This is a genomic window from Streptomyces sp. NPDC059398, from assembly GCF_042751845.1.
Classification (GTDB): Bacteria; Actinomycetota; Actinomycetes; order Streptomycetales; family Streptomycetaceae; genus Streptomyces.
On sequence record NZ_JBHYWP010000039.1, the window covers coordinates 14,111 to 35,501 of the forward strand.

A 21,391-nucleotide genomic window follows, 5' to 3' on the forward strand; every position below is an offset into this window, starting at 1 on the left:
GGGTTGCTACCCGCAGCAGCCTCCGCCGCAGCAGCCGCCACCTCCGCCGCCTGCGCTGTTTCCGGCGGACGGCGCCCCGGTGGCGGAGCCTCCGACGGCCACCGTGGACAGCAGCTTGACGGTGTCCTCATGACCTTCGGGGCAGGTGGCGGGCGCCGATGACTCGGCCATCGGACGGCTGATCTCGAATGTGTCGCCACAGGAGCGGCAGCGGTACTCGTAACGGGGCATGCGCCCAAGATTAGAGGCGCGGGGTGCCCCGGCGCACCACCTCAGCGCACCACTGTGCCCGGCGCCGCTCCGAGCAGGCCCAGCTCGGCGCGGGTCGGAGCGCCTTCCCAGTCCCCGGACGCGGCCACCGCGAACGCCCCAGTAGTCACCGCCCGGTCGAGCCGCTCCGCCGTGTCCGAGCCGTCGAGCAGCGCAGAGAGATACCCGGCGACGAACGCGTCGCCCGCGCCGACCGGGTCCACGGCCGGCACCGTACGCGCGGGGGCGTGCAGCTCGCCCTGGAGGGTGTACGCCGTGGCGCCCGCCGCACCGAGCTTGACCACGACCTCACCCGCCCCGGCCTCAAGCAGCGCCTCGGCCCGCAGGGCGGGGTCGTCGGGAGAGCCCGCGGGCAGACAGAGCGGCAGCTCGTCGTCGGAGGCGATCAGTACGTCGGCGCGCGGCGCCCAGTCCCGCATCACCGCCGCCGCCTCCTCCGTACTCCACAGCCGGGCACGGAAGTTGACGTCGAGGCTGATCAGTACGTCGTTCTCGGCGGCCAGTTCCATGGCACGCTCCGCGGCGGACCTGGCGCTGGGGGAGAGGGCGGGGGTGATGCCCGTCAGATGCAGCACGCGAGGGGCGGTTCCGGTTCCGCCGCGGGTGGCATGGGCGGCGGATCCGGCCCCCACACGGGTGGCGGGGGTGGCGGTTCCGGCCTCCACAGGGGTGGCGGGGGCGGCGCTTCCGGCCTCCAGGAACGCCGTGAAGGCCCGCTCGACGTCGTCGGCCGCGATCCGTGAACCGGCCGACCCCGCCCGGTAGTAGTGCACCCGGGTCACGCCAGGCAGCCGCGGTTCGAAGAGGAGCAGCCCGGTCGGCGCGGTGCCGTCGCGCACGGCGCCCGTGACGTCGACGCCCTCGGCCCGCAGGGTCCGCAGCACCAACTCCCCGGCCTCGTCGGCGCCGACCGCGCCCGCCCAGTCCACCGGGTGTCCCAGCCGGGCCAGCCCGATGGCCACGTTCGACTCGGCCCCGGCGACCGAAACGGCCATCGTGCCGCCGAGCTTCAACTGCCCGTCTCCACGCAGCGCGACCATGGTCTCGCCGAAGGTGAACACACTCATGACCTACCGGCCGTGGCCGCCGTCGTGCCCGTGGCCGTGCCCGCCGCCCGGCCGGCCCCCGCCGTCTCCACGACTGCCAGGAACTCGGAGGCCCGCTTCCGCAGCGCGTCCTGGTCCCCGCCGTCCGCCGCGTCCCCGATCAGCGGCGACCCCACACCCACGGCGACCGCACCCAGTGCCAGGTACTCGGCGGCCGCCGCCGCGTCCACCCCGCCCACCGGTACGAACGGAACATCCGGGAAGGGAGCCCGCAGCGCCTTCAGATAGGAGGGGCCTCCCATCGAGGCCGGGAAGAGCTTCAGCGCGGTGGCGCCCGCCGCCACACCGGCGATGACCTCGGTCGGCGTGATGACTCCGGACAGGACGGGGAGCCCCAGGCGTACGGACTCGTCCACCCCTGCCCCGAGCCCCGGCGTCACGATGAGATCGGCTCCGGCGTCCGCGGCCCGCCGTGCGTCGTCGGCGGTGAGCACCGTACCCGCGCCCAGCCAGGCACCGTCGCCGAGTGCGGCCCGCGCCCGGCGGATGACGCCGAGCGCGTCCGCGCTGCTGAGCGACACCTCGACCAGGGGTATCCCGCTCTCGACGAGCGTCATGACCGATCTGAAGGACGCTTCGGGGTCAGAGCCGCGGACGATGGCGACCAGCCGCTCACTGCGGAGGCGTGCGGTGAAGTCCGTGCGGTCCATGCTGTTCTCTTCCTGTGCTCCGGTGATTTCTGAGCCTGCCGGGGGATCCGCCGGACACGTCCGCCGGGCAGGAGGCCGGGCCGGAGGATTCGGGCTGCCCCGAGAGGGTTCGGCTTCTGCGCAGCTCAGCGCTCAGCGTCCTGCCCCGCGCTCCTCGCGGATCTGCTCGACCACATGCGTCGCGGTCTTCCGTACCTCCTCGGTCTCGGTGAGGAAGTGCCAGTAGTCGGGGTGGCGCCCCTCCAGCCCCGACACCGCCCGGTCGAGCCGCTCCACCGCCTGGTCCAGGGGGCGGGCGTGCCGGGGGTCCGGTGTGTTGCGGCCGGCCATCGCCAGCCGCTGGGCGTCCCGGATCGCGAACCTGGTCCGCTCGATCTCCTGCTGCGGGTCCTTCGCCACGGCGTTGAGGCGTTCGAGCCGCGCACCGGCCGCCGAGACCGCCTCGTCGGTGTTGTCGAGCAGCGTCCTGACCGTGGTGAGGAGGGACGTCACATCGGGCCAGCGCTGCTCCTCACGCGCCTTGGCCGCCTCCTTGAGCTTCTCCTCCGCCTGCCGTACGGACACGGCGGCCTGCTCGGGCACCTGCTGGAGGTCCTGCCAGCACGGCGCGGTGAAGCGGCGGCGCAGCTCACTGAGGACCGGGGCGACCGTCCCGGCCCGGGTGGTGAGCGCCTGGGCGCGGGTACGCAGCGAGACCAGGCGCCGGTCGATCTCGGCGGCCCGCTCCGGCAGCCGCGCGGCCTCGGCCCCCACGGCCTCGGCGTCCCGCATCACCTTGTCCGCCCGGTCCAGCGTGCCCTGCACCCCGTGCTGGGCCGCGCCCTGGTTGAGCTTGGTCAGCTCGGGCCCGAGCTGCGCGAGACGGGTGGCGAGATCGTCGGCCTTCAGCCCGGAGTCCCGTACCGCGTCGAGCGCGTTGCTCGCGGAGAGCAGCGCCTGCCGGGCCCGCTCCACGGCGGGCGCGAGCCGGGCGAGCTGAGTCTCGGCCTTGCCGAGCAGCGGCCCGAGCCCCTGCCCGAACCGGTCGAGCTCGCCCTTCACCCGGACAAGATCGTCCTTGGCCCGCGTCAGCTCCGTACGCGCCTGGGCCAGCGCCGAGCCCTCCAGACCGTCCCGGTCCAGGTCATGGGCGTCGACCGCGGTGATGTACGAGGTGCTGACCTCGTCGATCCGCTGCCCCAGCGAGGCGAAGCCGGAGAGCGCCCTGCGGGCCTCGGGCGAATCGTCCACCGCGGAGATCGTCTCGATCGAGATCCGCAGATCACGCTGAGCGGTGTCCAGGTCGTAGAAGGCGGCGGCCGCCGCGTCCTTCGCGGCCTGCGCCTCGGCCCGCTGGCTCTCGCCGCGCCCGCCGAACCAGCGCCTGGTGCCGCCGCCCGCGAAAGTCCCGGCCAGACCGGCCAGCAACGGCACCGGGAGCGCCATGAGCGTCAGGACATCCCGGACGGCACTCGCTCGCGCATACGGCTGTCCGTGTCTTGCCGTCACATCCCTCTCCCGTGCTGGTCCGCCCTGCCCTGGCCATTCTCCCACCAGGCAGGGACGAACACACGGGCCGGTCAGTCCCCGCTGCGAACAGTGATCCTTCCGTTGTCACTGCGGGCGGTGACCGAGTGGTGACTGGCGTCGTCCGTGGGCACACCGACCTGGGTGCTCCCGTTGCGCGCCTGGGTCCTGACCTTGTACGCGAGCCCCGCCTTCCGGGGCAGCGTGATCTCGACCGACCCGTTGTTGCTGACACCCTCCACCCGGTCGGGAACCGAGGCGAGCGCCAGCCGGATCCCGCCGTTGCTGGAGTCCGCCGCGACCTGCCCGGACGAGATGCCGGTGGCGTTGATGCTCCCGTTGCTGCTGTTCAGGTCGAGGGCTCCGCTGGAGTCCCGGACGGTCACCTTGCCGTTGGACGAGCGGAGCTTCAGCGCGGTGTCGAACCCGGTGGCGGTCACGGACCCGTTGCTGTCGCTCAGCACCACGGAGACCCCGCGCGGCACCTCGATCCGGTGCCGTGACTCGCAGTTGCTGATGACGGCGCTGCACTTCACCTTCAGGGTGAGCGTGTCGTCCCGCATCGACCAGGAGGCGTGGGGTCCGCTCCCCATGAAGACCCATCCGCCGACGTGCCGTGTGACCTGCACGGACTTCACATCGGCCGGCACCAGCTCGATGGCCGAGTCGTCGGTCCGGACGGTCAGCGTCTTCCCGCTGAGCGCGAAGTCCTTGTGCTCGGCGGGGGCGTCCGAAGCATCCGAGCCGCACCCGGTGAGGGCGATGGAGACAAGAACGGCCCCGCCGGCCGCGACCAGCGTACGAGTACGGAGTGCCACGTAGATCATTCCCCCAGATCGAACCGAACCTGCCGAAGGCCCCCAACGGTACGGACGCCTCCCGTCCCGGCACGATCCAGCGGCCCACCGGACCGGGGGTGGGGTTATCCCCAGGGCGCGGGGCCGGGCGCGGGCCGGGCGCAGGCGTCGGTGGCGCGCGCGGGGGCGCGTGCCCCGGGGTGTTCCATGGCCCGTACAACAGGTTTGCGAGCGGGGGGTCAGGGCCATGTACCCTGTTGCTTCATCCACGGGTGCGTAGCTCAGGGGTAGAGCGCTGCTCTTACAAAGCAGATGTCGGCGGTTCGAAACCGTCCGCGCCCACCAGCCAGAACGCCCCCGCAGCGAGTCGCTGCGGGGGCGTTGACGGTAGTAGCTGACGGCGGTTCATTCCTGACGGCACACCCGGGGCTCGGGTCTGAGGACCAGTGGACGCCGAGAGATGTGGTATCGGTCCGGTGAACCTAGGTCAGAGGGATGCAGTTTCCCCTACTCTGAATGCGATATCTGCACGTCGCGGTGTTGATCGGTGGGGGAATATGAGCGATCAGAGAGACTGGTTCACCTGGACGCCGGCGGTCGCCACGGAAGCGGCATGCCGATTTTATTCACAGCATACGCGGGATGTGCAGTATGCCGCGTCTGCGAGCCTGATCCTTGAGCACTACGAGAAGCTTGTGCGTGGCATTGGATCTACCTTTTCGCATGTTGCCCCGGATGGGGACCCGGAGAAGATTTTTCCGGAATTCTATTCCAATGTGAGAGGCATGAAAAAGACCGTCGAAAAACTTGCTCCGGTTTCTGCTGAATTCGGAGTTACGCGGTCTGTGGAGAATTTTCTCGTATACGTTTCTGATGTGATTTCAGAGGTTCTCATAGTCTGTCCTAGCCTCCTGAAATCCCAGGAGCAGGTGACGTTGGAAGACGTACTCCAGCACGGAACAATCACTGAATTTGTGTCGTGGGCTGCCGAAAAGCGTGTTGCCCAACTATCCTTCCAGGGTCTGGATGATATTGCACAGTACGTCACCAAGCGCCTAGGGCTGAACTTGCATCAGGATGAGGATGACTGGGTCAGCCTGAAGAAGGGTATTCAGTTGCGTAATCTGATCGTTCATAGGCGGAGTCGTGTGGATGAGCGATTTATTCGATTGACCGGAGAGAAGGGGCTAGTTAGAGGTAGTTCCTATCCGACGACTATGCCTGACTATGTCCGCACTGCCCGAAGCGCAATGAAGATTGTCAGCGAATTCGATGCAAAAGTGGCTCAAAAATTCCCGGTCGAGCGGCGATCGACAGTGGATGAAGATTGGTATAGCGAAGGTCGCTGGGGGCCAGATGGTCGTAAAGCTAAGTCTGGGCCGAGTAGCTCTTCCGTGTAATCCATCCGCTGTGAACGAGGCATCGCCGCCTGTGTTTCGCGCTTGCAGGCGGCGATGCCTACATTCAGGAAGTTGGGTGCCGTCGCCGTAGGAGGCGATCCATGTGACCCATTGCTTCCCGCCGGTTGTCGTCGGACACGTGGGTGTAGATGTTCATCGTGACAGCAATTTGCGAGTGCCCGAGAATTTCCATCACGACCCGCGCTGGCACGCCAGCGGCGGACAGGAGCGTGGCGCACCCGGGCCGTGCGTCGTGCAGGCGAACGCGGCGCAGCCCGGCGTCCTCCGTAATGCGTTCGAATGACCGGCTGAGGTTTCTCGGCTCGATCGGTCGCCCGGTTTTGGTCGTGAACACGTAATCGCTGTTATGCCAGGCATGCCCTGCGGTGAGGCGCTGCTCGCTCTGACGAAGACGCTGCCAGCGCAGCGGCGCCACGCACATGAGCGGTACGGGGATGGCTCGCGTGCTGCGGTTCTTCGTGGAGTCTGCGTACAGCTCCTTCTGTACCCGCTGGATTTGGTTTCGCACAGTGAGCGTGCGGCGCTCCAAGTCGATGTCTGACCAGCGAAGCCCAAGGACTTCTCCTCGCCGCAGCCCCAGAGCCACGGCCAGCATGAACGCTGTATACAGCGGATCCTTCCTCGCGGCCTCCAGGAAGGCCGCCGTCTCCTCCAGGTCCCGTGGCTTCAGCTCCCGCGACGCCACACGTGGGGCAGGAACGAGCTTTGGAGCCGATTTGCGGGATCAGGTAGCGGCGTACGTGGGTCTCGTACTTGGCGTACGTCGTCTTCTTGTTGTCGTCCCTGACGAACTCCTCCAGCCAATAGGGCAGCCATTCGGAGAGCCTGGCCGAACGGGTGGGCGTCGGGACGCCTTGCCGGTCGCGCAGGACTAGGGCCTGTCCGGCGGATCATGTGACTGTCGGGCTGGCTCGTCGTTGTGCTCGGCATGGGGCGGGGTGATCTGACGAATGCGGAGTGGGTGCGGCTGGAGCCGCATCTGCCGTCCGCCGGGCGACGCGGCGGTCGTTGGAGCGATCACCGAAAGGTGGTCAACGGGATCCTCTTTCGCGTGCGGACCGGCATGCCGTGGCGGGATCTTCCCGAGCGTTTCGGCAGCTGGAAGACCGTTTACGAACGGCACCGCCGCTGGTCGGCAGACGGCACCTGGGACCGGATCCTGCGTGCCATCCAGGCTGACGCCGACCTGGCTGGCCGGCTCGACTGGACCATGGTCAGCGTCGACTCCACCTCCTGCCGAGCCCATCAGCACGCGGCCGGGGCCCGCAAGAAGGCACCACACGTCCCGAAAAAAGATCGATGCCCCGAAACCACCGACCCGACGAAAGGCTCGGACGGTCCCGGGGCGGCCTGACCTGCAAAATCCACCTCGCCGATGGGGGAGGTTGCCGCCCGCTGGCCTTCCTGGTGACACCGGGCCAGTGGGGTGACGCACCGCAGATGATCGAGGTCCTGAAACGGATCCGGGTCCACCGCCCTCAGGGCGGTCACCCGCGAACCCGGCCGGACCACGTCGGTGGCGACAAGGCATACAGCTCGCGGCGCAACCGCCGCTACCTGCGCAGACGCCAGATCAAGCACACGATTCCCGAGCCGAAGGACCAGCGAGCCAATCGCAAGCGCCGCGGCAGCAAGCGCGGTCGGCCCACCGGCTTCGACAGCGAGATCTACAAGCGCCGCAACGAAGTCGAACGGACGATCAACCGGCTCAAGAACCACCGGGCCGTCGCCACTCGTTACGACAAACGCGCCTACGTCTTCCACGGCACCGTCGCCACCGCGGCGATCCGGCTCTGGCTCAGGGGCTGAGTAGACCTGCTGTCTCAGTCCCCGAGGAACCACAGGTAGAGGTGGTGTCCGTCGAGAACCGTCTGGCCCAGGTCCAGAAGCTCACGCGCGAACTCCTCCGTGACCACGCCGGGAGGCAGACCCGGCACTTCGGCCAGCAGGGTGGCCACCTGGCGACTGTTGAAAACAGTGTCTGCATAGGGCAACAGGTGCCCCAGCATCGGAAACACCGACTCGTCGAGACCCGCCAGCTCCGGCCCCCAGACCACACCGTGCTTGGCGCGAGCCTCGATCGTGCCGACCTCGCTGCGGACCTGGAGATTAATCATGCTTCGAGCCTACGGCTCCAAGATCCGCCGGAGCACCTAACACCCCGCTACGTATCTCCCGATCCGGCGACCAGCGGGCGAACGGCCTCTTCGCTCGGTTGGACTCCAGTTCTACGAGCTTCCTCCGGATCGCATCTCCCGGCCGATTCCCCACCAAGTCCTCTTGCAGCACAGCTACCTACCCCCCCTCGGTTTGGGAGTCCACCGCACCACGCCCCCGCAGAGGTGCCAAGACACCGATTCCGGCTACCGAGAGCTGTTACAGGTTTCTCTACCTCATCAAGGCACCCGGCTGCGCTCCGCTCCGCCGGGCGCGCTTCCCGGCTCTGGCTGCGCCCGCGCTCCTACCTTCGGCCCGCTCGGCGCTGCCGCCGCCGACGCGCGCCCGCTGTGTAGGCCCGAGGGGCATGAGACGAGAACCAAGCCCGCGGCTTCAAGACGATGCCTCCGGCGGGGGCGCTCAGACTCTGGGATGGGGGGGGGGGGGCTCCGTTCGCGAGTGCCGGCCGGAGCGTGGCGAGCGTCGTGGGACGCCCACCCCGACCACCTTCGACCCAGGCATAGCCGAGCAGTCGAGTCCCAGGGCGTCAAGGTCGTTCGTACGGTGGTGCGCTCCACCTTGACGCCCTGAACCACGCCCGCTCCACGGTGTGTGGGTCGAAGGCGGACGGGATGGGGGCCGGAGTGAGTGGTACGTTCACGGGAGGGACTCCGCAGCCTATTCGGCATATAGGATCCATCTATAGCTTCCAAACCCGGTCCAGCGCGTCGGTCGCCAGAAAACGCGATCTTTCCTCGATCTGGGCATCAGACGGGAAGGCGTCGGAGTTCGCTTCCCACGCTTCGAGCTCCGTATCGAAAAATGCCCTTCCCTTCCTAAGCGCCTCAGCCTTAGAAGACAATGGTGCATCCCCAAGGGCACTGTTTAGACGGTTGGTGAGTAGCGTCAGATTACCAATCGAGTAGACCGGGTCGAGATGGTTCTTGGAGGCCACAGACTGAGGCTTGATGTGCTCAATTGACCAAGTCGCGAGATTCTGGCCCGCGGGCAATAGCCCTTCCAGTTTCGCAAAAGACATCAGCACATAAGCGATGAAGATTTTACGAGATCGGAGCTTCTGCGCCTGATTCAACTGAAGCGACGGGGCGTAGAACAGCGAACAAAATGCTTGAACAGATCTTGTGCGGTCGGGCAGGCTTGTGCGAAGTTTTTCTTTCAAGTCCTCGATAGCCACCGCCACATCGGTGGAGGAGGTAGCGCTCTCCAAGCGAACAGCAAAGCGGTTATATCGGCTTCGAGTTCCGCCAGTAGATCCGCTATTCGTGAGCGCTGTGTACTGAAAATGGAAGGCTTCAACTAGCCTAAGAACTTCGATGACCTGCGCTACCTTGAGCAACCTTGTTTCGCGGAACTTGCGAGCCACTGCAAGTACCGTGGAGTTCGCTACAGAGACATTGAAAAGTGCAAGCGCGCGAACACTGTCAACGAATTCTGGAACGGCGAACGCATTTCGTAGGCCACGAGATTTCGGCTGCACCTGCACATTTTCAGCCTCAAGCCATTGATAAGTTTCCGCATCGCGTTCGAGTTCCCGCAGATATGAAAGATGTGCGTCTGGACCTGCACTCACGATACGGCTAATCGCTTTGAATAGTTCGGGCTCCTTTACCGCCTCGCGACGAGAGTTCCAGGACTGCCAAATAAATCTGTCGACGACATCCGCGCTAACGCGCCCTAGCTGAACACTGTCTACTACTCGTTCCCAGCGACTTGCAACCGCTCTCCTGTCGTCGGCATCTGTAGAGCTTCCGCGAATCAGGAGATTCTTGACCAGGTCTGACAGTCGCAAGTCAGATCCACGCGTATTCAATGTCTCGAAGACCAAGAAGCCGTCTTCCTCGGATGCCAGCTCAACCTGAATCACCCGCGCTTTCAAAGCGTTTGAGCGAATCAATTTTAGATGCTCAACTTGCCCATCTGGCGTCAATCCCTTGAGGGCGGAAAGGATTTTTTCCTCGAAGAAGGAGCGCGCCTCCCCAATTCGCTCGGCGCTTTTATTCCACTTTGCCCCCGATGGTATGGCATTTGGATTCTGGATCTCTTCGTAAAACATGCTCTCGGGTCGGCGCAAAACTGGATGGCTCTTACCGTCGTCATCCTTGACGACCAAATACTTCTGGGTGCTTAGGGCCTGACTGCTGGCTACGCCGGCATCAAAGCTGGCAACGTTGGCGTGCTTATTAGCTACTTCATCAAGTGCATCACGCACAACGGACAGAAGGATTGCGCTCGTGGTTAGTCGTTGTTGACCGTCAATAATGGAATAAGTGTCGCTAAATAGGTCTCTTTTCTTGCTGACCCACGTTACCGTGGATCCGAAGAAAAAGTCGCCTTTCGCTAGGATTACGTCGTCCCAAAAATCGACGAGCTGATCTCGTGACCAGCTGTATGGGCGCTGGAAATTGGGGACTTCGTAAAGGCATTGCTGAAAGCAGGTCTGTATGGTCTTCGTCTTGCTCTCAATTGGAATAAGGTCGCTGCTCGGATTCGCCTCGGACATTCCTAGCCTCCATGCCATCCACTGACTCTGCTGCGAACGGTATCGCAAGACCAAGCTACTGGGCATACGTTTTGGATGAAGAGTCAACGGCTTGTGCTGCCTGTCCTGCAGCCTTGCCTCCTGGCCCGGCGCTGAAGTCGCTATCGATGGCGTGAGTCACCGCCCTGTGTCGAAGGGCGAGAGTGTAGCCCGGGCTCGGTCCTACGATCCTTCTATGCGAAGAGGAGCGATCACGCGAGAGTCCGTGCTTAAGGTCTTGGCGGAACATGACGAGTTGGGGCGTGACGTCTTCCTGGCGAAGTACGGCTTCGGGGAGGCGCGGTCCTACGCCTTGGTCCACCAAGGTCGGGAGTACGACTCCAAGGCCGTTGCGGGGGTGGCTCACAAGTGGGATCAGGGGCGGGCCCTCAGGCCGGACGAGTTCAGCGGCGGCAAGGATCACGCCGCGGCGTGGCTCAAGCGGGTGGGCTTTCAGGTCAAGGCGATCAAGAATCCGGACTGGGCTCGCGACGAGATCATCCTTGCCTGTCAGCTCGTGATGGGGAACGGTTGGAAGGGGCTGGATGCCGGCGATGGCCGGGTGGTGGAGCTGTCCGCCCTGCTCCAGTTGCTTCCCATCCACGCTGAGGCGGACCGAAACGAGAAGTTCCGCAACCCCAACGGCGTCGCTCGTAAGACGTTCGATATTGCTACTCGGCACCCGGAGTACCAGGGGAAGCCCACCAACGGCGGTGCACTGGATGCCGCCGTCCTGCGCGAGTTCCTTGCTCGGCCGCAGGCGATGACCGAGGCCGCGAGGCTGATTCGGCAGGGCATTGCGACCGGCGACTTGCAGTCCTTCGTGCCGACCGAGGAAGAGGAGTTCGGCGACGACTTCAGCGCGCCTGAGGGGCGGTTGCTCATGCGCTGGCACAGGGCGCGCGAACGGGACAGGGGCCTGCGCAAGAAGAAGATCGCTTCTGTTCTTCAACTTGGCGGACAGCTCGCTTGCGAGGCTTGCGGCTTCGACTTTGAGAAGTTCTACGGGGACCGCGGAGCCGGGTACATCGAGTGCCATCACGTCCTGCCCCTGCACGTAGCTGGGGAAAGCCGCACCAAGCTCAGCGACCTGGCCCTCATCTGCGCCAACTGTCACCGCATGATCCACAGGCAGGCGCCGTGGCCGACTCCTGAGGAACTGCGTGCCTCGATTGAGCAGAAGCATGCAAACGACAGACGTGCTGCCGCGGCTTTGTCGCGACCGCGCAGGCCGGTTGACGAGCAGGTGCCGAACCCATGAGCTGACATCCACTCCTGACATCAACGTCGTTGCACAACGACAGACCTGGAGAGCCCTGGACGGCAACCACGGACGAGCCTGCCAGGTCGCGTAGGCGGCTCCGGTCGAACCTACAAAGCAGATGTCGGCGGTTCGAAACCGTCCGCGCCCACCAGTGCGAAGGCCCCCAGCCGATCATGGCTGGGGGCCTTTGGCATCCACTTCTGACATCACCGGGCGTGGTCACCACGGTTGGGACGCTGCCGCTTCAGCATGCGGTCGAGGTGACTCACCGCCTCGCGCCGCGTGTCCTGGACGACGCGTAAGGGGAGTCGGTATTGGCCCCTCCGAGATTGGCCCCCGAGTGCCTGTCTGTGGGCAGGCGCCCTTGGTTCGGTTCAGATCGATAGGGCCTGTCCTTCGTAGGACAGCCTCAGCAGGTCTTGTCGCCGCTGGCCGAGGTACCAACTGGCGGACTGATCCAGGTCGATGGTGGTTCTGATGACGGCGGTGCTGCCGGAGGTCACCTCTGCGAGGACCTCTCCTCGCGGGGAGATGATCATGCTGGGGCAGTGCTGGTGAGGGTCCGCGACGTTCGCCGCCAGGACGAACCGCTGGTTCTCTGCTGCGCGACTGATGAGGTGGCTTCTCCAGACTCCGGCCGGCTCGGCTGTATTGACTGCGTGGGTGAGGTAGATGAATGCCTGAGCTCCGCTGTCGGCAAGGTGCTGCCACTGCTCGGGGAAGCGGATCTCCCGGCAAATCTGGACACCGAGCCTGACTGGCCCGCCAGCCATGGGGATGGAAAGCGTGGAGAGGTCCGTCCCGGCTTCCAGTCGGCCGCGTTCGTGCATCGCCAGGTTGATCTTCCGGTAGATCCACCTGGCGCCGTTGGGTGAAAAGTAGACGGCGGCGTTGCTCCAGACTCCCCGGTCGAACAACAACGTGCCGCAGAACAGATGGATGGCGTTTTGTTGTGCCAGGTCAGCAACTCGGTCTGTGGCGTGTGCCAGGGCCGGAGTGTCGAGGTTGGCCAGGGCTGAGAGGTCGGATCCGTAGCCGGACAGTGCGCCCTCGGGCAGGACGACGATGTCGTCGGGTCGGGTCTCGGCCAGGACCTCGGAGATCAATTCCAGATTCCGCTCAACGTCCCACGTGATAGGGAACTGCGCGACCGTTAGGGATAACTTCACGAATCCTTCTTCCGACGGCTGAACTCGGTAGCGTAGGCGGACCAGTCCTCACTCGGTACCTGCCCCCACTGGGCGGCCACTCTGATGTGGAATCCGAGCATCCGGGCGAGGATCGCAAGAGCTCGGACGGCCTGCGGAGCCGTGACCGCGACTGTGCGTGAGTGGAGTGACGAGGAGGGGTGGGGTGTCCTCGACTCGCCCCAGACCCCCGGCGGATGTTTCGGCCACTATGCCGACATCCAGGCGCTTGGATGTCGCACGCTGCCAGCAGGTCAACAGGTCGATCTGGTCTGGGAGGCACCGGGCTTCAGACAGGACGGGTACGACTACCGCGCCGTGAGCATCGTTCCCAGGTCTGTCTGACATCGACGAGGTTGGAAGGCGGCGTGCGGCAAGCCCCCCCCCGAGCGGCCGTCGGATCCGCCGACGAGCACGTCAGGGGTGTGCCGGCCGGCCATGGCCCTTGCCGAGGGCCCCACGCGGCCAGACCAGGGGCCCGTGGCCGATCGGTTCGTCCGCCAGGCGGCAGGTCGTTTCCGCCACCGGTCGGCGACGGCTTCAGCGTCCCGCCTCGTACAGCAATTGCGTCCGCCGACCCTGGACATCGTGCCGGGCTGAGCGTCAAGTCCGGTATGTGCATGCCATGTTAATCTGACGCGCCAACACATAGTCGACCGCCTGACCAGCCAGGAGTTGGCTCTGACCGGCTGATCCCGACGGCTGGTTGAGTGCTGAGGGGAACGTATGAACAACGGTAAGAAGAAGCTGACCGCTGCTGCCGTTTCGGCGGTGCTTTCGTTGTCGGTGATCGGTCTGACCTGGCACGTGACGGCTGAATCCCATAGGGGCACGAGCAGGACCGTGGCCGGTCAGTGGCCCGATGCGCAGGATTCCTCGGTGACTTACGGGGCGGCCGACGTGACCCCGGCTACTCAGTGGCCCGGGGCTCAGGGCTCTTCCGTCGAGGTCTAGGGCATTTCCTTCGGATCACCGCGCTGACCAGATGAAGATGGCGGCGAGGTGGAGTCCTGAGGGGTGGATGGTGGCGGCCTTGTCGTAGCGGGTGGACGGGCCGTGTCACTGCTTGAGTTTGTTGATGCAGCCCTCGGCCGTGGTGCGTTGCTTGCAGGCGGCGCGGTCGAAAGCCGGTGGTCTGCCGGCTGGGCTGCCGAGGCGTTTACGGGTGGCGGCCCGGTCGGTGGGCTGCGGGATCACGGCCTGGATCCCGCGAGGCATACCCAAGGGGCTCAGGGCATGCCGACAGGGCCCGCAACCGCTGGCAGCGCCTGCCCCCCCCACGCCCGTGCCGCGCCACGGCAGCGCCGAGGCGACGGTCGGGGACACCGTCTGCACTCCCGGCGGCGGCGCAGCCGGTGGGCACCGTCGCCGGGAATGACGCTTGCGGGCCGCCCCGGCTGAGGGCTCCGGCACCGCGCCGCTGTGGGCGAGGACGGCCGCCCCGGACCCCTGGGCGCCAGGACCCCAGGACCCCAGGAAGGCTGCGGGGAGGCCCCTCGGTCAGTCAGGAGTGCTGCGGATCGTCGGCGCTGCGGCCGTAGCGGGCGAGCATCGTCGTGACCGCCTCGTCGACGGCGTGGCCGATGTCGGCAGGTGCGGGGCTCCAGTCGGCGAGCAGCATCCGCGGCCACAGGACGTAGTTGGCGATCATGCCGAGGAACTGGTTGGTGGCGCTCTCCGCGTCAGGCACCACCGCGGTGCCCGTGGCGTGCTGGGCCTCCAAGTAGTGCTGGACGGAGATGAAGTAGGGCAGCTTGCCCAGCTCGAACTGAGCCCGTCCCAGTTCCGGGAAGCGCGGCAGTTCGGCGATGACGATACGGAAGAGGGCCGCCATCGCGGGCCGGCCGATCAGGTCGGCGTACTGGCGGCCGATCGCGCTCAGGCCGGCGCGCAGGTCACCGGGGTGCGTCGCGGGCGCCACCGGGTCCGGACCGCCCTTCCAGTACTCGGTGACGATGGCTTCGAAGAGCGCCGCCTTGGTGGGGAACTGCTTGAACAGCGTGGACTTCGAGACGGCTGCTTCCTGCGCGATCTTTGCCAGCGAGGTCCCGTCGTAGCCCCGTTCCAGGAACAGCTTCGTGGCCGCTGCGGTGATCGCCTCGCGCTTGCGCCGAGCGAGGTCTTGATGGTGCGCGGAGAGTCCTGCGGTCATGGGCCCAGTATGACCCATCACGAGGCGAGTCACTTGACTCGCCACTGTGCAGATGTTTACGTGGAAGGGAGGCGAGTCGTGCGACTCGCATTCGTGCGACGGGAGCATTTCCCGTCGGCGTCCTTCCGTTCCCGCCGTTCCCGCAGGGAGAGCATTCATGGAGTCAGGCAAGATCGCATTGGTGACCGGCGGCAATCGTGGGCTGGGCCGGGTCACGGCCCAGTCGCTGGCCCGGCACGGGCTACGCGTCATCGTCACCTACCGCGGCGACGCGGGGGAGGCCGAGGAGACGGTCAGGAGCGTTCAGGAAGCCGGCGCCACGGCCGCCGCACTGCGGCTGGACATCAGCGACGTGGCCTCCTTTCCTGCCTTCGTCTCCCACTTGGCCGCGCAGCTGGAGCGCTGGGACGCGACCCGGCTGGACGTCCTGGTCAACAATGCCGGGATCGGGCTGTTCGGACCGCTGGAAGCGGTCACGGCCGACGACTACGACGCGGTGATGGACACCAATGTGCGCGGCACGTTCTTCCTCATCCAGGCGCTTGCGCCCGTGCTGGCCGACGGGGGGCGGATCATCAACGTCTCTTCCTCCCTCAGCCGCCACACCAGTGCCGGTACCTCGGTCTACTCGGCCTCCAAGGCGGCGGTCGAGGTCCTCAGCCGGACGTTGGCCGTGGAGCTGGGGGCGCGCAAGATCCGCGTCAACGCCATCGCGCCGGGGCCGACCGCCACCGACTTCAACGGCGGCGCCATGCGGGACGACGCGCAGATGCGCGAGGGCCTGAGCGCGCAGACCGCGCTCGGCCGCGTCGGCGAACCGCAGGAGATCGGCGACGCCATCGCCGCGCTCGCCTCCGATGACCTGCGATGGGTCACCGCCCAGCGCCTCGAAGTATCCGGCGGCGCCCTGCTGTAGGCAATGTTGTCGCAATAGCAGGCCCGGGGCGGTACGGGCAGCTCAGGGGGTGGAGCGAGCAGGCGGCTCCGCGGGAGCCGGGGAGCCCGGGGCGGTCTCCTCCTGCCGTGCCGTGTTCCAGGTTCTGCCGACCGCGACGTCGTCCCGGTACCGCAGGAGCAGCATGGCCGCGTCGTCCTGGAGCGGTCCTGCCGTGTGCTGCACCAGGTCCTTGCGCAGGCTCTCCAGCGCGCGCTCGGGATCGTCGTCCCGCAGCAGCCGGTGACGCTCGCCCAGCGGGTAGAAGGTCCCGTCCTGGTCCCTGGCCTCGGTCACCCCGTCGGTGTAGAGAAGCAGCTGGTCACCGGGGCCGAAGGGAACACGGAAGGGCTCGGGCCCGTCGGTTCCGTGGACGCCGAGGCCCAGCGGCAGCGCGTAATCGGCCGGTTCGGGGAAGTGCGCGGAGCCGTCCGCCCGTACGAGGAGGGGCGGCGGGTGACCGTAGTTGAGGAAGAGCGCGCCGCTCTCCGGACTGATCTCGGCGATCAGGGCCGTCACGAACTTCTCGCCCTGGAGCGCCCGGTCCACGGAGCGTTCGACCCGGGCTCCGACCCCCGCCAGATCCGGCTCGTCGTGCGCGGCCTCCCGGAAGGCCCCGAGGACCACGGCGGCGGTCTCGACGGCCTCCAGCCCCTTGCCCTGGACGTCCCCGACGACCACGCGCACGCCGTCCGGGGCGGCCACCACCTCGTACAGGTCACCGCCGATGTGCGCCTCCGCCACCGCCGAGGTGTACGAGACGGCCGCGCGCAGATGACCCGCGGTGTGCGGCACCGGGCGGAGCAGCACCCGTTGGGCCACCTCGGCGATGGAGCGGACGCTGGCCAGCTCCGCCTCGCGGCGCTGGCGCATGACGGCGGCGGCGATCCCGGCGACGGTCACGCCGAGCACCGAGGACATCGCGGTGTAGCCGCGTCTGGCGTGGAAAGCCCCGTCGTGCCAGGCCAGCGAGTAGCAGAGCACGAGCGCGAGCAGCCCGACGACAGCCGTGCGCCGCCAGCCGCCGATCAGCCCGGAGAACGCCGGTCCGAGCGAGATCAGCGGCAGGAACCCGACGGTCGAACCCGCTGAGATGTCCACCCCGGCGACCACGCCCATCACCGCGAACGGCAGGATCGACAGCAGCGACAGCGAGGCAGACGCGGGGCTCTTCTCCTCTGGCACAGCGGCTCTCCGATGGTGTGGCGGGTGATTCGCGGGCGGTCTCGTGTCTCCTCGGTTCTCCAGAGCTGTCAGACGGTCATCCGTGCGGTTCCGTTGCACGTGGGCGCGGGTATGCGCGCCCCCGGGTACGGGCCGGGACACGGCCCCGGCCCCGCCCACCTTAGATGTTTAGACTATGCAACTGTTTCCCTTGCGAAGCATTGGGAGTGGCTGCGCCGTTATGGAATCGAGGCCGGCTGTACGGGCCGTCCGAACACGGGCAAACACGGGCCGTCCGAACACGGGCCGTCCGAACACAGGGCGAGCGGGCCGGACCCGCGTATGAAACCGAACACCCCCATGAGGCAGTCTCTGTTGACGTGTACTCACTCCCGCACCAGAGCCAGCAGAGCACCGCCGAAGGGCACATGATCGTCTGCGGTGACGACGGTCTGGCCCACCGGCTCGCCGTCGAACTGCGTGGTGTGTACCGGGAGACGGTGACCCTCGTCGTCCCGCCTGCCGGGGTCCCGGGCGCCCCGGCGGACACCCAGCTTTCCCCGGTCGGGCGGGCCTCCGCGCTCTTCGGGCGGATGTCGCGCGTCGTCGCCGGACCGTCGTCCGGCGGCTCCGACGCGGTGGCCGACCGGCTGCTCGAAGCCGCCGCCCTGGACGACGACGTACTGGTGCGGGCCGGGGTGGAGGAGGCGTCCGCACTGGCGCTCGTCCACCAGGACGACGAGGCGAACATCCGGGCCGCGCTCGCCGCCCGTCGGCTCAACCCCCGGCTGCGGCTGGTGATCCGGCTCTACAACCGCAAGCTCGGGCAGCATCTGGAGGAACTGCTCGACCAGGCGGCCGCCGTCAGCGCACCGGACATGGGCCGGGGTGAGGTCGACGCCTCCACGACCGTACTCTCCGACGCCGACACCGCGGCCCCCGCGCTCGCCGCGACGGTGGTCGCCGGTACGAGCAAGGTCGTCCAGGCCGACGGGCTGCTGCTGCGCGCGGTGGAGCGGCCGCCCGGCATCCGGTCGGGTCCCGTGGGGGACTCCGGCCTCTGCACCCTGGCGTTGCTCTCGTCGACCACGGGCGACCCGGGCGGCGCCGACGGTTCGGACAGCAGTGGTGAGGACGGCCCCCAGCTCCTGCCCGACGAGGAGTCCGTACGGGCGGCGGCCGGGCGGGGCACCGTCGTTCTGGAGACGGTCTCCTACCGGGGCCCCGATCTGTCCCCGAGCAGGCTGGCCGGGCGCGGAGCGCCCCTCGCGCAGGTGTTCTCGCGACGGCTGCGCTGGTCCCTCCTCGGGATCTTCGTCTCGGTGCTCGGCCTGGCCGTCGCGTCCTGGCTGACCACCGGCGATCCGCCGGTCCACGCCGCGTATCTGACCATCCTCGACATCTTCGCGATCGGCGATCCCGCCATCGGCGAGCCCACCGGCCGCCAGGTGATCCAGATGCTGTCCGGGCTGACCGGGCTCCTGCTGCTGCCGGTGCTGGTCGCCGCCGTACTGGAAGGGCTCGGTACGTTCCGTACCGCCGCCGCGCTGCGCAGGCCGCCGCGCGGGCTCTCCGGCCATGTCGTCCTGCTCGGGCTCGGCAAGATCGGCTCGCGGGTGCTGGCGCGGCTGCGGGAGCTGGACATCCCCGTGGTGTGTGTGGAGGCCGATCCGGACGCGCGCGGGATCGCCCTGGCCCGGCGGCTGCGGGTGCCCATCGTGATCGGCGACGTGACCACGGAGGGCGTGCTCGAAGCCGCCAAGATCCAGCGCGCCCGCGCACTGCTCGCGCTCACCAGCGCCGACATCACCAATCTGGAGGCCGCCCTCTACGCCCGTACGGTGAAGCCCAACCTCCGGGTGTCGATGCGGCTCTTCGACGACGCGTTCGCCTCCGCCGTCTTCCGTACGCTGCGGACGGCCCATCCGCGGGCGGTCACCCGCAGCCGGAGCGTCTCGACGCTGGCAGCACCCGCCTTCGCCGCGGCGATGATGGGCCGGCAGATCCTCGGCGCCATGCCGGTCGAACGCCGGGTGCTGCTGTTCGCCGCCGTGGAGGTCGCGGGCCATCCCCTGCTGGAGGGCCGCACGCTCGGTGAGGTCTTCAGGGAGGGCGCCTGGCGGATCCTCGCGCTCGATCTCGCGGACCCGGACGAGCGCCGCGCCGATCTGTCCGCGCCCCGCTCCTCGTACGGCGGCGACGACCGCAAGGCCGAACTGGTCTGGAACCTGCCGCAGAGCTACGTACTGCGCCCCGAGGACCGGGTCGTCATCGCGGGGACCCGGCAGGGCCTGGCCGATCTGCTGGGCAGGAGGCGGCAGTCCCGCGTCACGTCGGAGCCGTAGGGGGCTGGGCGGGTGCGCGCGGTCGCGCTTCCGGATCGCTCTGTTCCGGAAGCGAAACCGCGACCGAAACCGAAACCGAAACCGAAACCGCGACCGCGACCGCGGCCGGTCCCGGTTTCACCCGGAGGGACACATTCACCCGGATGGACGCGCTCCGGTGGCTGAGCGGGGGGTGCTCACGGAGGGTCGGAGCTGTCACCGGGAGGGCAGTGGCACCGGGCCCACCGCCGGGTCCACCAGGGCCGGAACACCTCACCGGACTGTGGCGGACGTGCGCATCACGGGATTCCCGCCGCAGCCCCCGCGCTCCCGCGCGCCTGTGCGCGGCCGAGAGGAGTCCGCAGTGACCGACGAAGCCGACCGCTCCGCCCCCACCGGCCCGACCAGCCCCACCGGCCCCTCCACTCCCGCCGGCCCCTCCGCCCCCGCCGGCCCCTCCGCCCCCGCCGGCCCCTCCGCTCCCGCCGGCCCCTCGGACCGTTCTGATGCTGCCGGTCGGGCCGCCCCCTCCGTGCCTCCTGTGCCCTCCGACCTCACGGAGCTGGCAGCCGAGGCGTACGTCTACGGGTATCCGCTGGTCTTCGACCTGTCGATGGTGCAGGCCGCGCTCCACGAGGGGTTCGGTTCGCTGCCCTCGGCCTCCTTCAACGAGTTCGCGCACTCCTCGCGGCTCGCCACCCCCGACGCGCGCTTCGTCTCCGTCAACAACGACACGGTGTACTCGATCGCGCAGCTCGACCTCTCCGGAGGCCCGCTGGCGCTGCACGTACCGGACACCCTCGGTGCGTACTACGTGCTGCAGTTCATCGACGCGTGGAGCAACAACTTCGCGTACGTCGGCCGCCGCGCGACCGGTACCGGCGAGACCAAGTGGCTGATCGTGCCGCCCGGTTGGGCCGGTGAGACCCCCGAGGGGATGACCGGGGTGATCGACGCGCCGACCACCGTCGTCTCCCTCACCGGACGCTTCGCCTGCGAGGGCCCCGCCGACCTGCCGCGGGTGCACGGGCTCCAGCGGCGGCTCACGCTCAAGGTCCTCGAAGCCGTCATGCACCACAACTGGCTGCCCGCCCCTGACCCCGATGTGCCGGAGCCGCTGCACTTCTTCGAGAAGCTGCGGGTCTGGATGGCGGCCTTCCCGCCGTCGGCCGACGACCGCGCCTACCAGGACCGTTTCCAGCCGCTGCAACTCCTGGAGGAGGGCCCTTCGCCGTACCGCCACGCGGCCCCGGAACTCGTACACGCGCTCACCGAAGGGCTGCGGCGCGGGGCCTCGCGGGTCGAGAAGGCGAGTCACACCGGAGTGGACGGAGCCCGTCCCCCCGGCGCCTGGGAGATGAATCCGCACCTCTTCGACTACAACCTCGACTGGTTCGGGGTGGGGACCCATGACTCACCGGAGTGGCGCATCGCCGACCGGACGTCGTCGTATCTGACCAGAGCGGTGGCCGCACGGACCGGGCTCTGGGGCAACCACGGTTACGAAGCGGTGTACGCGCACACCTTTGAAGACGCGGACGGCCACTGGCTCAACGGCTCCCGGAAGTACACCCTGCGCTTCGACAGCCCGCCGCCCGTGCTGTCCTTCTGGTCCGTGACCATGTACGACTCACCGGACTACTACCTCGTCGCGAACCCCGCCGACCGCTACTCCATCGGCGACCGCACCCCGGGTCTGGTCTACGGCGACGACGGCTCGCTGACCCTGCACATCCAGAAGGACCGCCCCACCGACCCGGCGGAGGCGGCCAACTGGCTGCCCGCGCCAAGCGGCGACTTCCGGCCGATGCTCCGTCTCTACACGCCGGAGCAGTCCGTCCTGGACGGGAGTTACGAGATCCCGCGCATCACCCCGAAACATGAGCCCGGGGCCGCCTGACACCGTGGGCCGGACGGCGC

The 21,391-nt window shown here is 67.6% G+C and carries 19 protein-coding genes, 1 tRNA gene and 1 pseudogene; 9 read left to right on the plus strand and 12 right to left on the minus strand.

Annotated elements, in window-relative coordinates:
- Positions 1-6 precede the first annotated feature (6 nt).
- The 5 genes from ACFXBC_RS16325 to ACFXBC_RS16345 all read right to left on the minus strand — a co-directional run bounded on the left by ACFXBC_RS16325 (position 7) and on the right by ACFXBC_RS16345 (position 4,359).
- Positions 7-231: a zinc ribbon domain-containing protein gene (locus ACFXBC_RS16325; protein ID WP_385024047.1), complete on the minus strand. Its 225-nt coding sequence runs from the start codon at positions 229-231 to the stop codon at positions 7-9.
- Positions 232-272: 41 nt separating this feature from the next.
- Positions 273-1,337, minus strand: coding sequence for a sugar kinase (locus ACFXBC_RS16330; RefSeq protein ID WP_385024049.1), 1,065 nt, complete (start codon positions 1,335-1,337; stop codon positions 273-275).
- A complete protein-coding gene (locus tag ACFXBC_RS16335) occupies positions 1,334-2,026 on the minus strand; it encodes a bifunctional 4-hydroxy-2-oxoglutarate aldolase/2-dehydro-3-deoxy-phosphogluconate aldolase (RefSeq protein ID WP_385024051.1) in 693 nt (230 codons plus the stop codon). Before ACFXBC_RS16335 ends, ACFXBC_RS16330 begins: the two co-directional genes overlap by 4 nt.
- A 132-nt stretch (positions 2,027-2,158) precedes the next feature.
- Positions 2,159-3,514 (minus strand): hypothetical protein, encoded by a 1,356-nt coding sequence (locus ACFXBC_RS16340; RefSeq protein WP_385024053.1) that lies wholly within the window; start codon positions 3,512-3,514, stop codon positions 2,159-2,161.
- Between the two features lie 71 nt (positions 3,515-3,585).
- Complete coding sequence (locus tag ACFXBC_RS16345) at positions 3,586-4,359, minus strand: DUF4097 family beta strand repeat-containing protein (RefSeq protein WP_385024055.1); 774 nt, start codon at positions 4,357-4,359, stop codon at positions 3,586-3,588.
- Positions 4,360-4,599: 240 nt separating this feature from the next.
- Here ACFXBC_RS16345 and ACFXBC_RS16350 point away from each other — a divergent pair.
- Together ACFXBC_RS16350 and ACFXBC_RS16355 are read left to right on the plus strand one after the other, a co-directional pair.
- A tRNA-Val gene (locus ACFXBC_RS16350) sits at positions 4,600-4,674 on the plus strand.
- A 212-nt stretch (positions 4,675-4,886) separates the two neighbouring features.
- Complete coding sequence (locus ACFXBC_RS16355) at positions 4,887-5,729, plus strand: hypothetical protein (RefSeq protein WP_385024057.1); 843 nt, start codon at positions 4,887-4,889, stop codon at positions 5,727-5,729.
- 64 nt (positions 5,730-5,793) lie between these two features.
- Here ACFXBC_RS16355 and ACFXBC_RS16360 read toward each other — a convergent pair.
- Positions 5,794-6,625, minus strand: a pseudogene (locus ACFXBC_RS16360) (tyrosine-type recombinase/integrase); the annotation flags it as partial.
- Positions 6,626-6,678: 53 nt separating this feature from the next.
- On the opposite strand from ACFXBC_RS16360, the gene ACFXBC_RS16365 reads away from it, so the two are divergent.
- A protein-coding gene (locus ACFXBC_RS16365; protein WP_385024129.1) for an IS5 family transposase occupies positions 6,679-7,559 on the plus strand; the annotation gives its coding sequence in 2 pieces (ribosomal slippage) (positions 6,679-7,039 and positions 7,039-7,559; 882 coding nt in all).
- 14 nt (positions 7,560-7,573) lie between these two features.
- Here ACFXBC_RS16365 and ACFXBC_RS16370 read toward each other — a convergent pair.
- On the minus strand, positions 7,574-7,867 hold the full coding sequence (locus ACFXBC_RS16370) for a hypothetical protein (protein WP_385024059.1): 294 nt from the start codon (positions 7,865-7,867) through the stop codon (positions 7,574-7,576).
- Positions 7,868-8,607: 740 nt separating this feature from the next.
- Entirely contained in the window at positions 8,608-10,428 is a 1,821-nt protein-coding gene (locus ACFXBC_RS16375) for a DUF262 domain-containing protein (protein WP_385024061.1), read from the minus strand.
- Positions 10,429-10,642: 214 nt separating this feature from the next.
- On the opposite strand from ACFXBC_RS16375, the gene ACFXBC_RS16380 reads away from it, so the two are divergent.
- A complete protein-coding gene (locus ACFXBC_RS16380) occupies positions 10,643-11,707 on the plus strand; it encodes an HNH endonuclease (RefSeq protein ID WP_385024063.1) in 1,065 nt (354 codons plus the stop codon).
- A gap of 377 nt (positions 11,708-12,084) precedes the next feature.
- Here the strand turns inward: ACFXBC_RS16380 and ACFXBC_RS16385 are convergent, their stop codons facing one another.
- Positions 12,085-12,879 carry a carbon-nitrogen hydrolase family protein gene (locus ACFXBC_RS16385; RefSeq protein ID WP_385024065.1) on the minus strand — a complete coding sequence of 265 codons (795 nt, stop codon included), beginning with the start codon at positions 12,877-12,879 and terminating at the stop codon, positions 12,085-12,087.
- Positions 12,880-12,963: 84 nt separating this feature from the next.
- On the opposite strand from ACFXBC_RS16385, the gene ACFXBC_RS16390 reads away from it, so the two are divergent.
- Both ACFXBC_RS16390 and ACFXBC_RS16395 read left to right on the plus strand, forming a co-directional pair.
- Positions 12,964-13,242 carry a cold shock domain-containing protein gene (locus ACFXBC_RS16390; protein ID WP_385024067.1) on the plus strand — a complete coding sequence of 93 codons (279 nt, stop codon included), beginning with the start codon at positions 12,964-12,966 and terminating at the stop codon, positions 13,240-13,242.
- A gap of 381 nt (positions 13,243-13,623) precedes the next feature.
- Positions 13,624-13,851, plus strand: a complete 228-nt coding sequence (locus tag ACFXBC_RS16395) for a hypothetical protein (protein ID WP_385024069.1) — start codon at positions 13,624-13,626, stop codon at positions 13,849-13,851.
- Positions 13,852-13,956: 105 nt separating this feature from the next.
- Here ACFXBC_RS16395 and ACFXBC_RS16400 read toward each other — a convergent pair whose 3' ends face one another.
- The gene (locus tag ACFXBC_RS16400) at positions 13,957-14,115 is read right to left on the minus strand and encodes a hypothetical protein (protein ID WP_385024071.1); all 159 of its coding nucleotides are present in this window, start codon (positions 14,113-14,115) and stop codon (positions 13,957-13,959) included.
- A 286-nt stretch (positions 14,116-14,401) separates the two neighbouring features.
- Positions 14,402-15,049 (minus strand): TetR/AcrR family transcriptional regulator, encoded by a 648-nt coding sequence (locus ACFXBC_RS16405; RefSeq protein ID WP_385024073.1) that lies wholly within the window; start codon positions 15,047-15,049, stop codon positions 14,402-14,404.
- A 157-nt stretch (positions 15,050-15,206) separates the two neighbouring features.
- Here ACFXBC_RS16405 and ACFXBC_RS16410 point away from each other — a divergent pair, with 157 nt between their 5' ends.
- Positions 15,207-15,965, plus strand: coding sequence for an SDR family NAD(P)-dependent oxidoreductase (locus ACFXBC_RS16410; RefSeq protein ID WP_385024075.1), 759 nt, complete (start codon positions 15,207-15,209; stop codon positions 15,963-15,965).
- Between the two features lie 42 nt (positions 15,966-16,007).
- Here ACFXBC_RS16410 and ACFXBC_RS16415 read toward each other — a convergent pair whose 3' ends face one another.
- Entirely contained in the window at positions 16,008-17,168 is a 1,161-nt protein-coding gene (locus tag ACFXBC_RS16415) for a SpoIIE family protein phosphatase (protein ID WP_385024077.1), read from the minus strand.
- Between the two features lie 407 nt (positions 17,169-17,575).
- On the opposite strand from ACFXBC_RS16415, the gene ACFXBC_RS16420 reads away from it, so the two are divergent.
- Positions 17,576-19,492, plus strand: a complete 1,917-nt coding sequence (locus ACFXBC_RS16420; protein ID WP_385024131.1) for an NAD-binding protein — start codon at positions 17,576-17,578, stop codon at positions 19,490-19,492.
- A gap of 520 nt (positions 19,493-20,012) precedes the next feature.
- The gene (locus ACFXBC_RS16425) at positions 20,013-21,371 is read left to right on the plus strand and encodes a DUF1254 domain-containing protein (RefSeq protein WP_385024079.1); all 1,359 of its coding nucleotides are present in this window, start codon (positions 20,013-20,015) and stop codon (positions 21,369-21,371) included.
- The last annotated feature ends 20 nt before the right edge of the window (positions 21,372-21,391 follow it).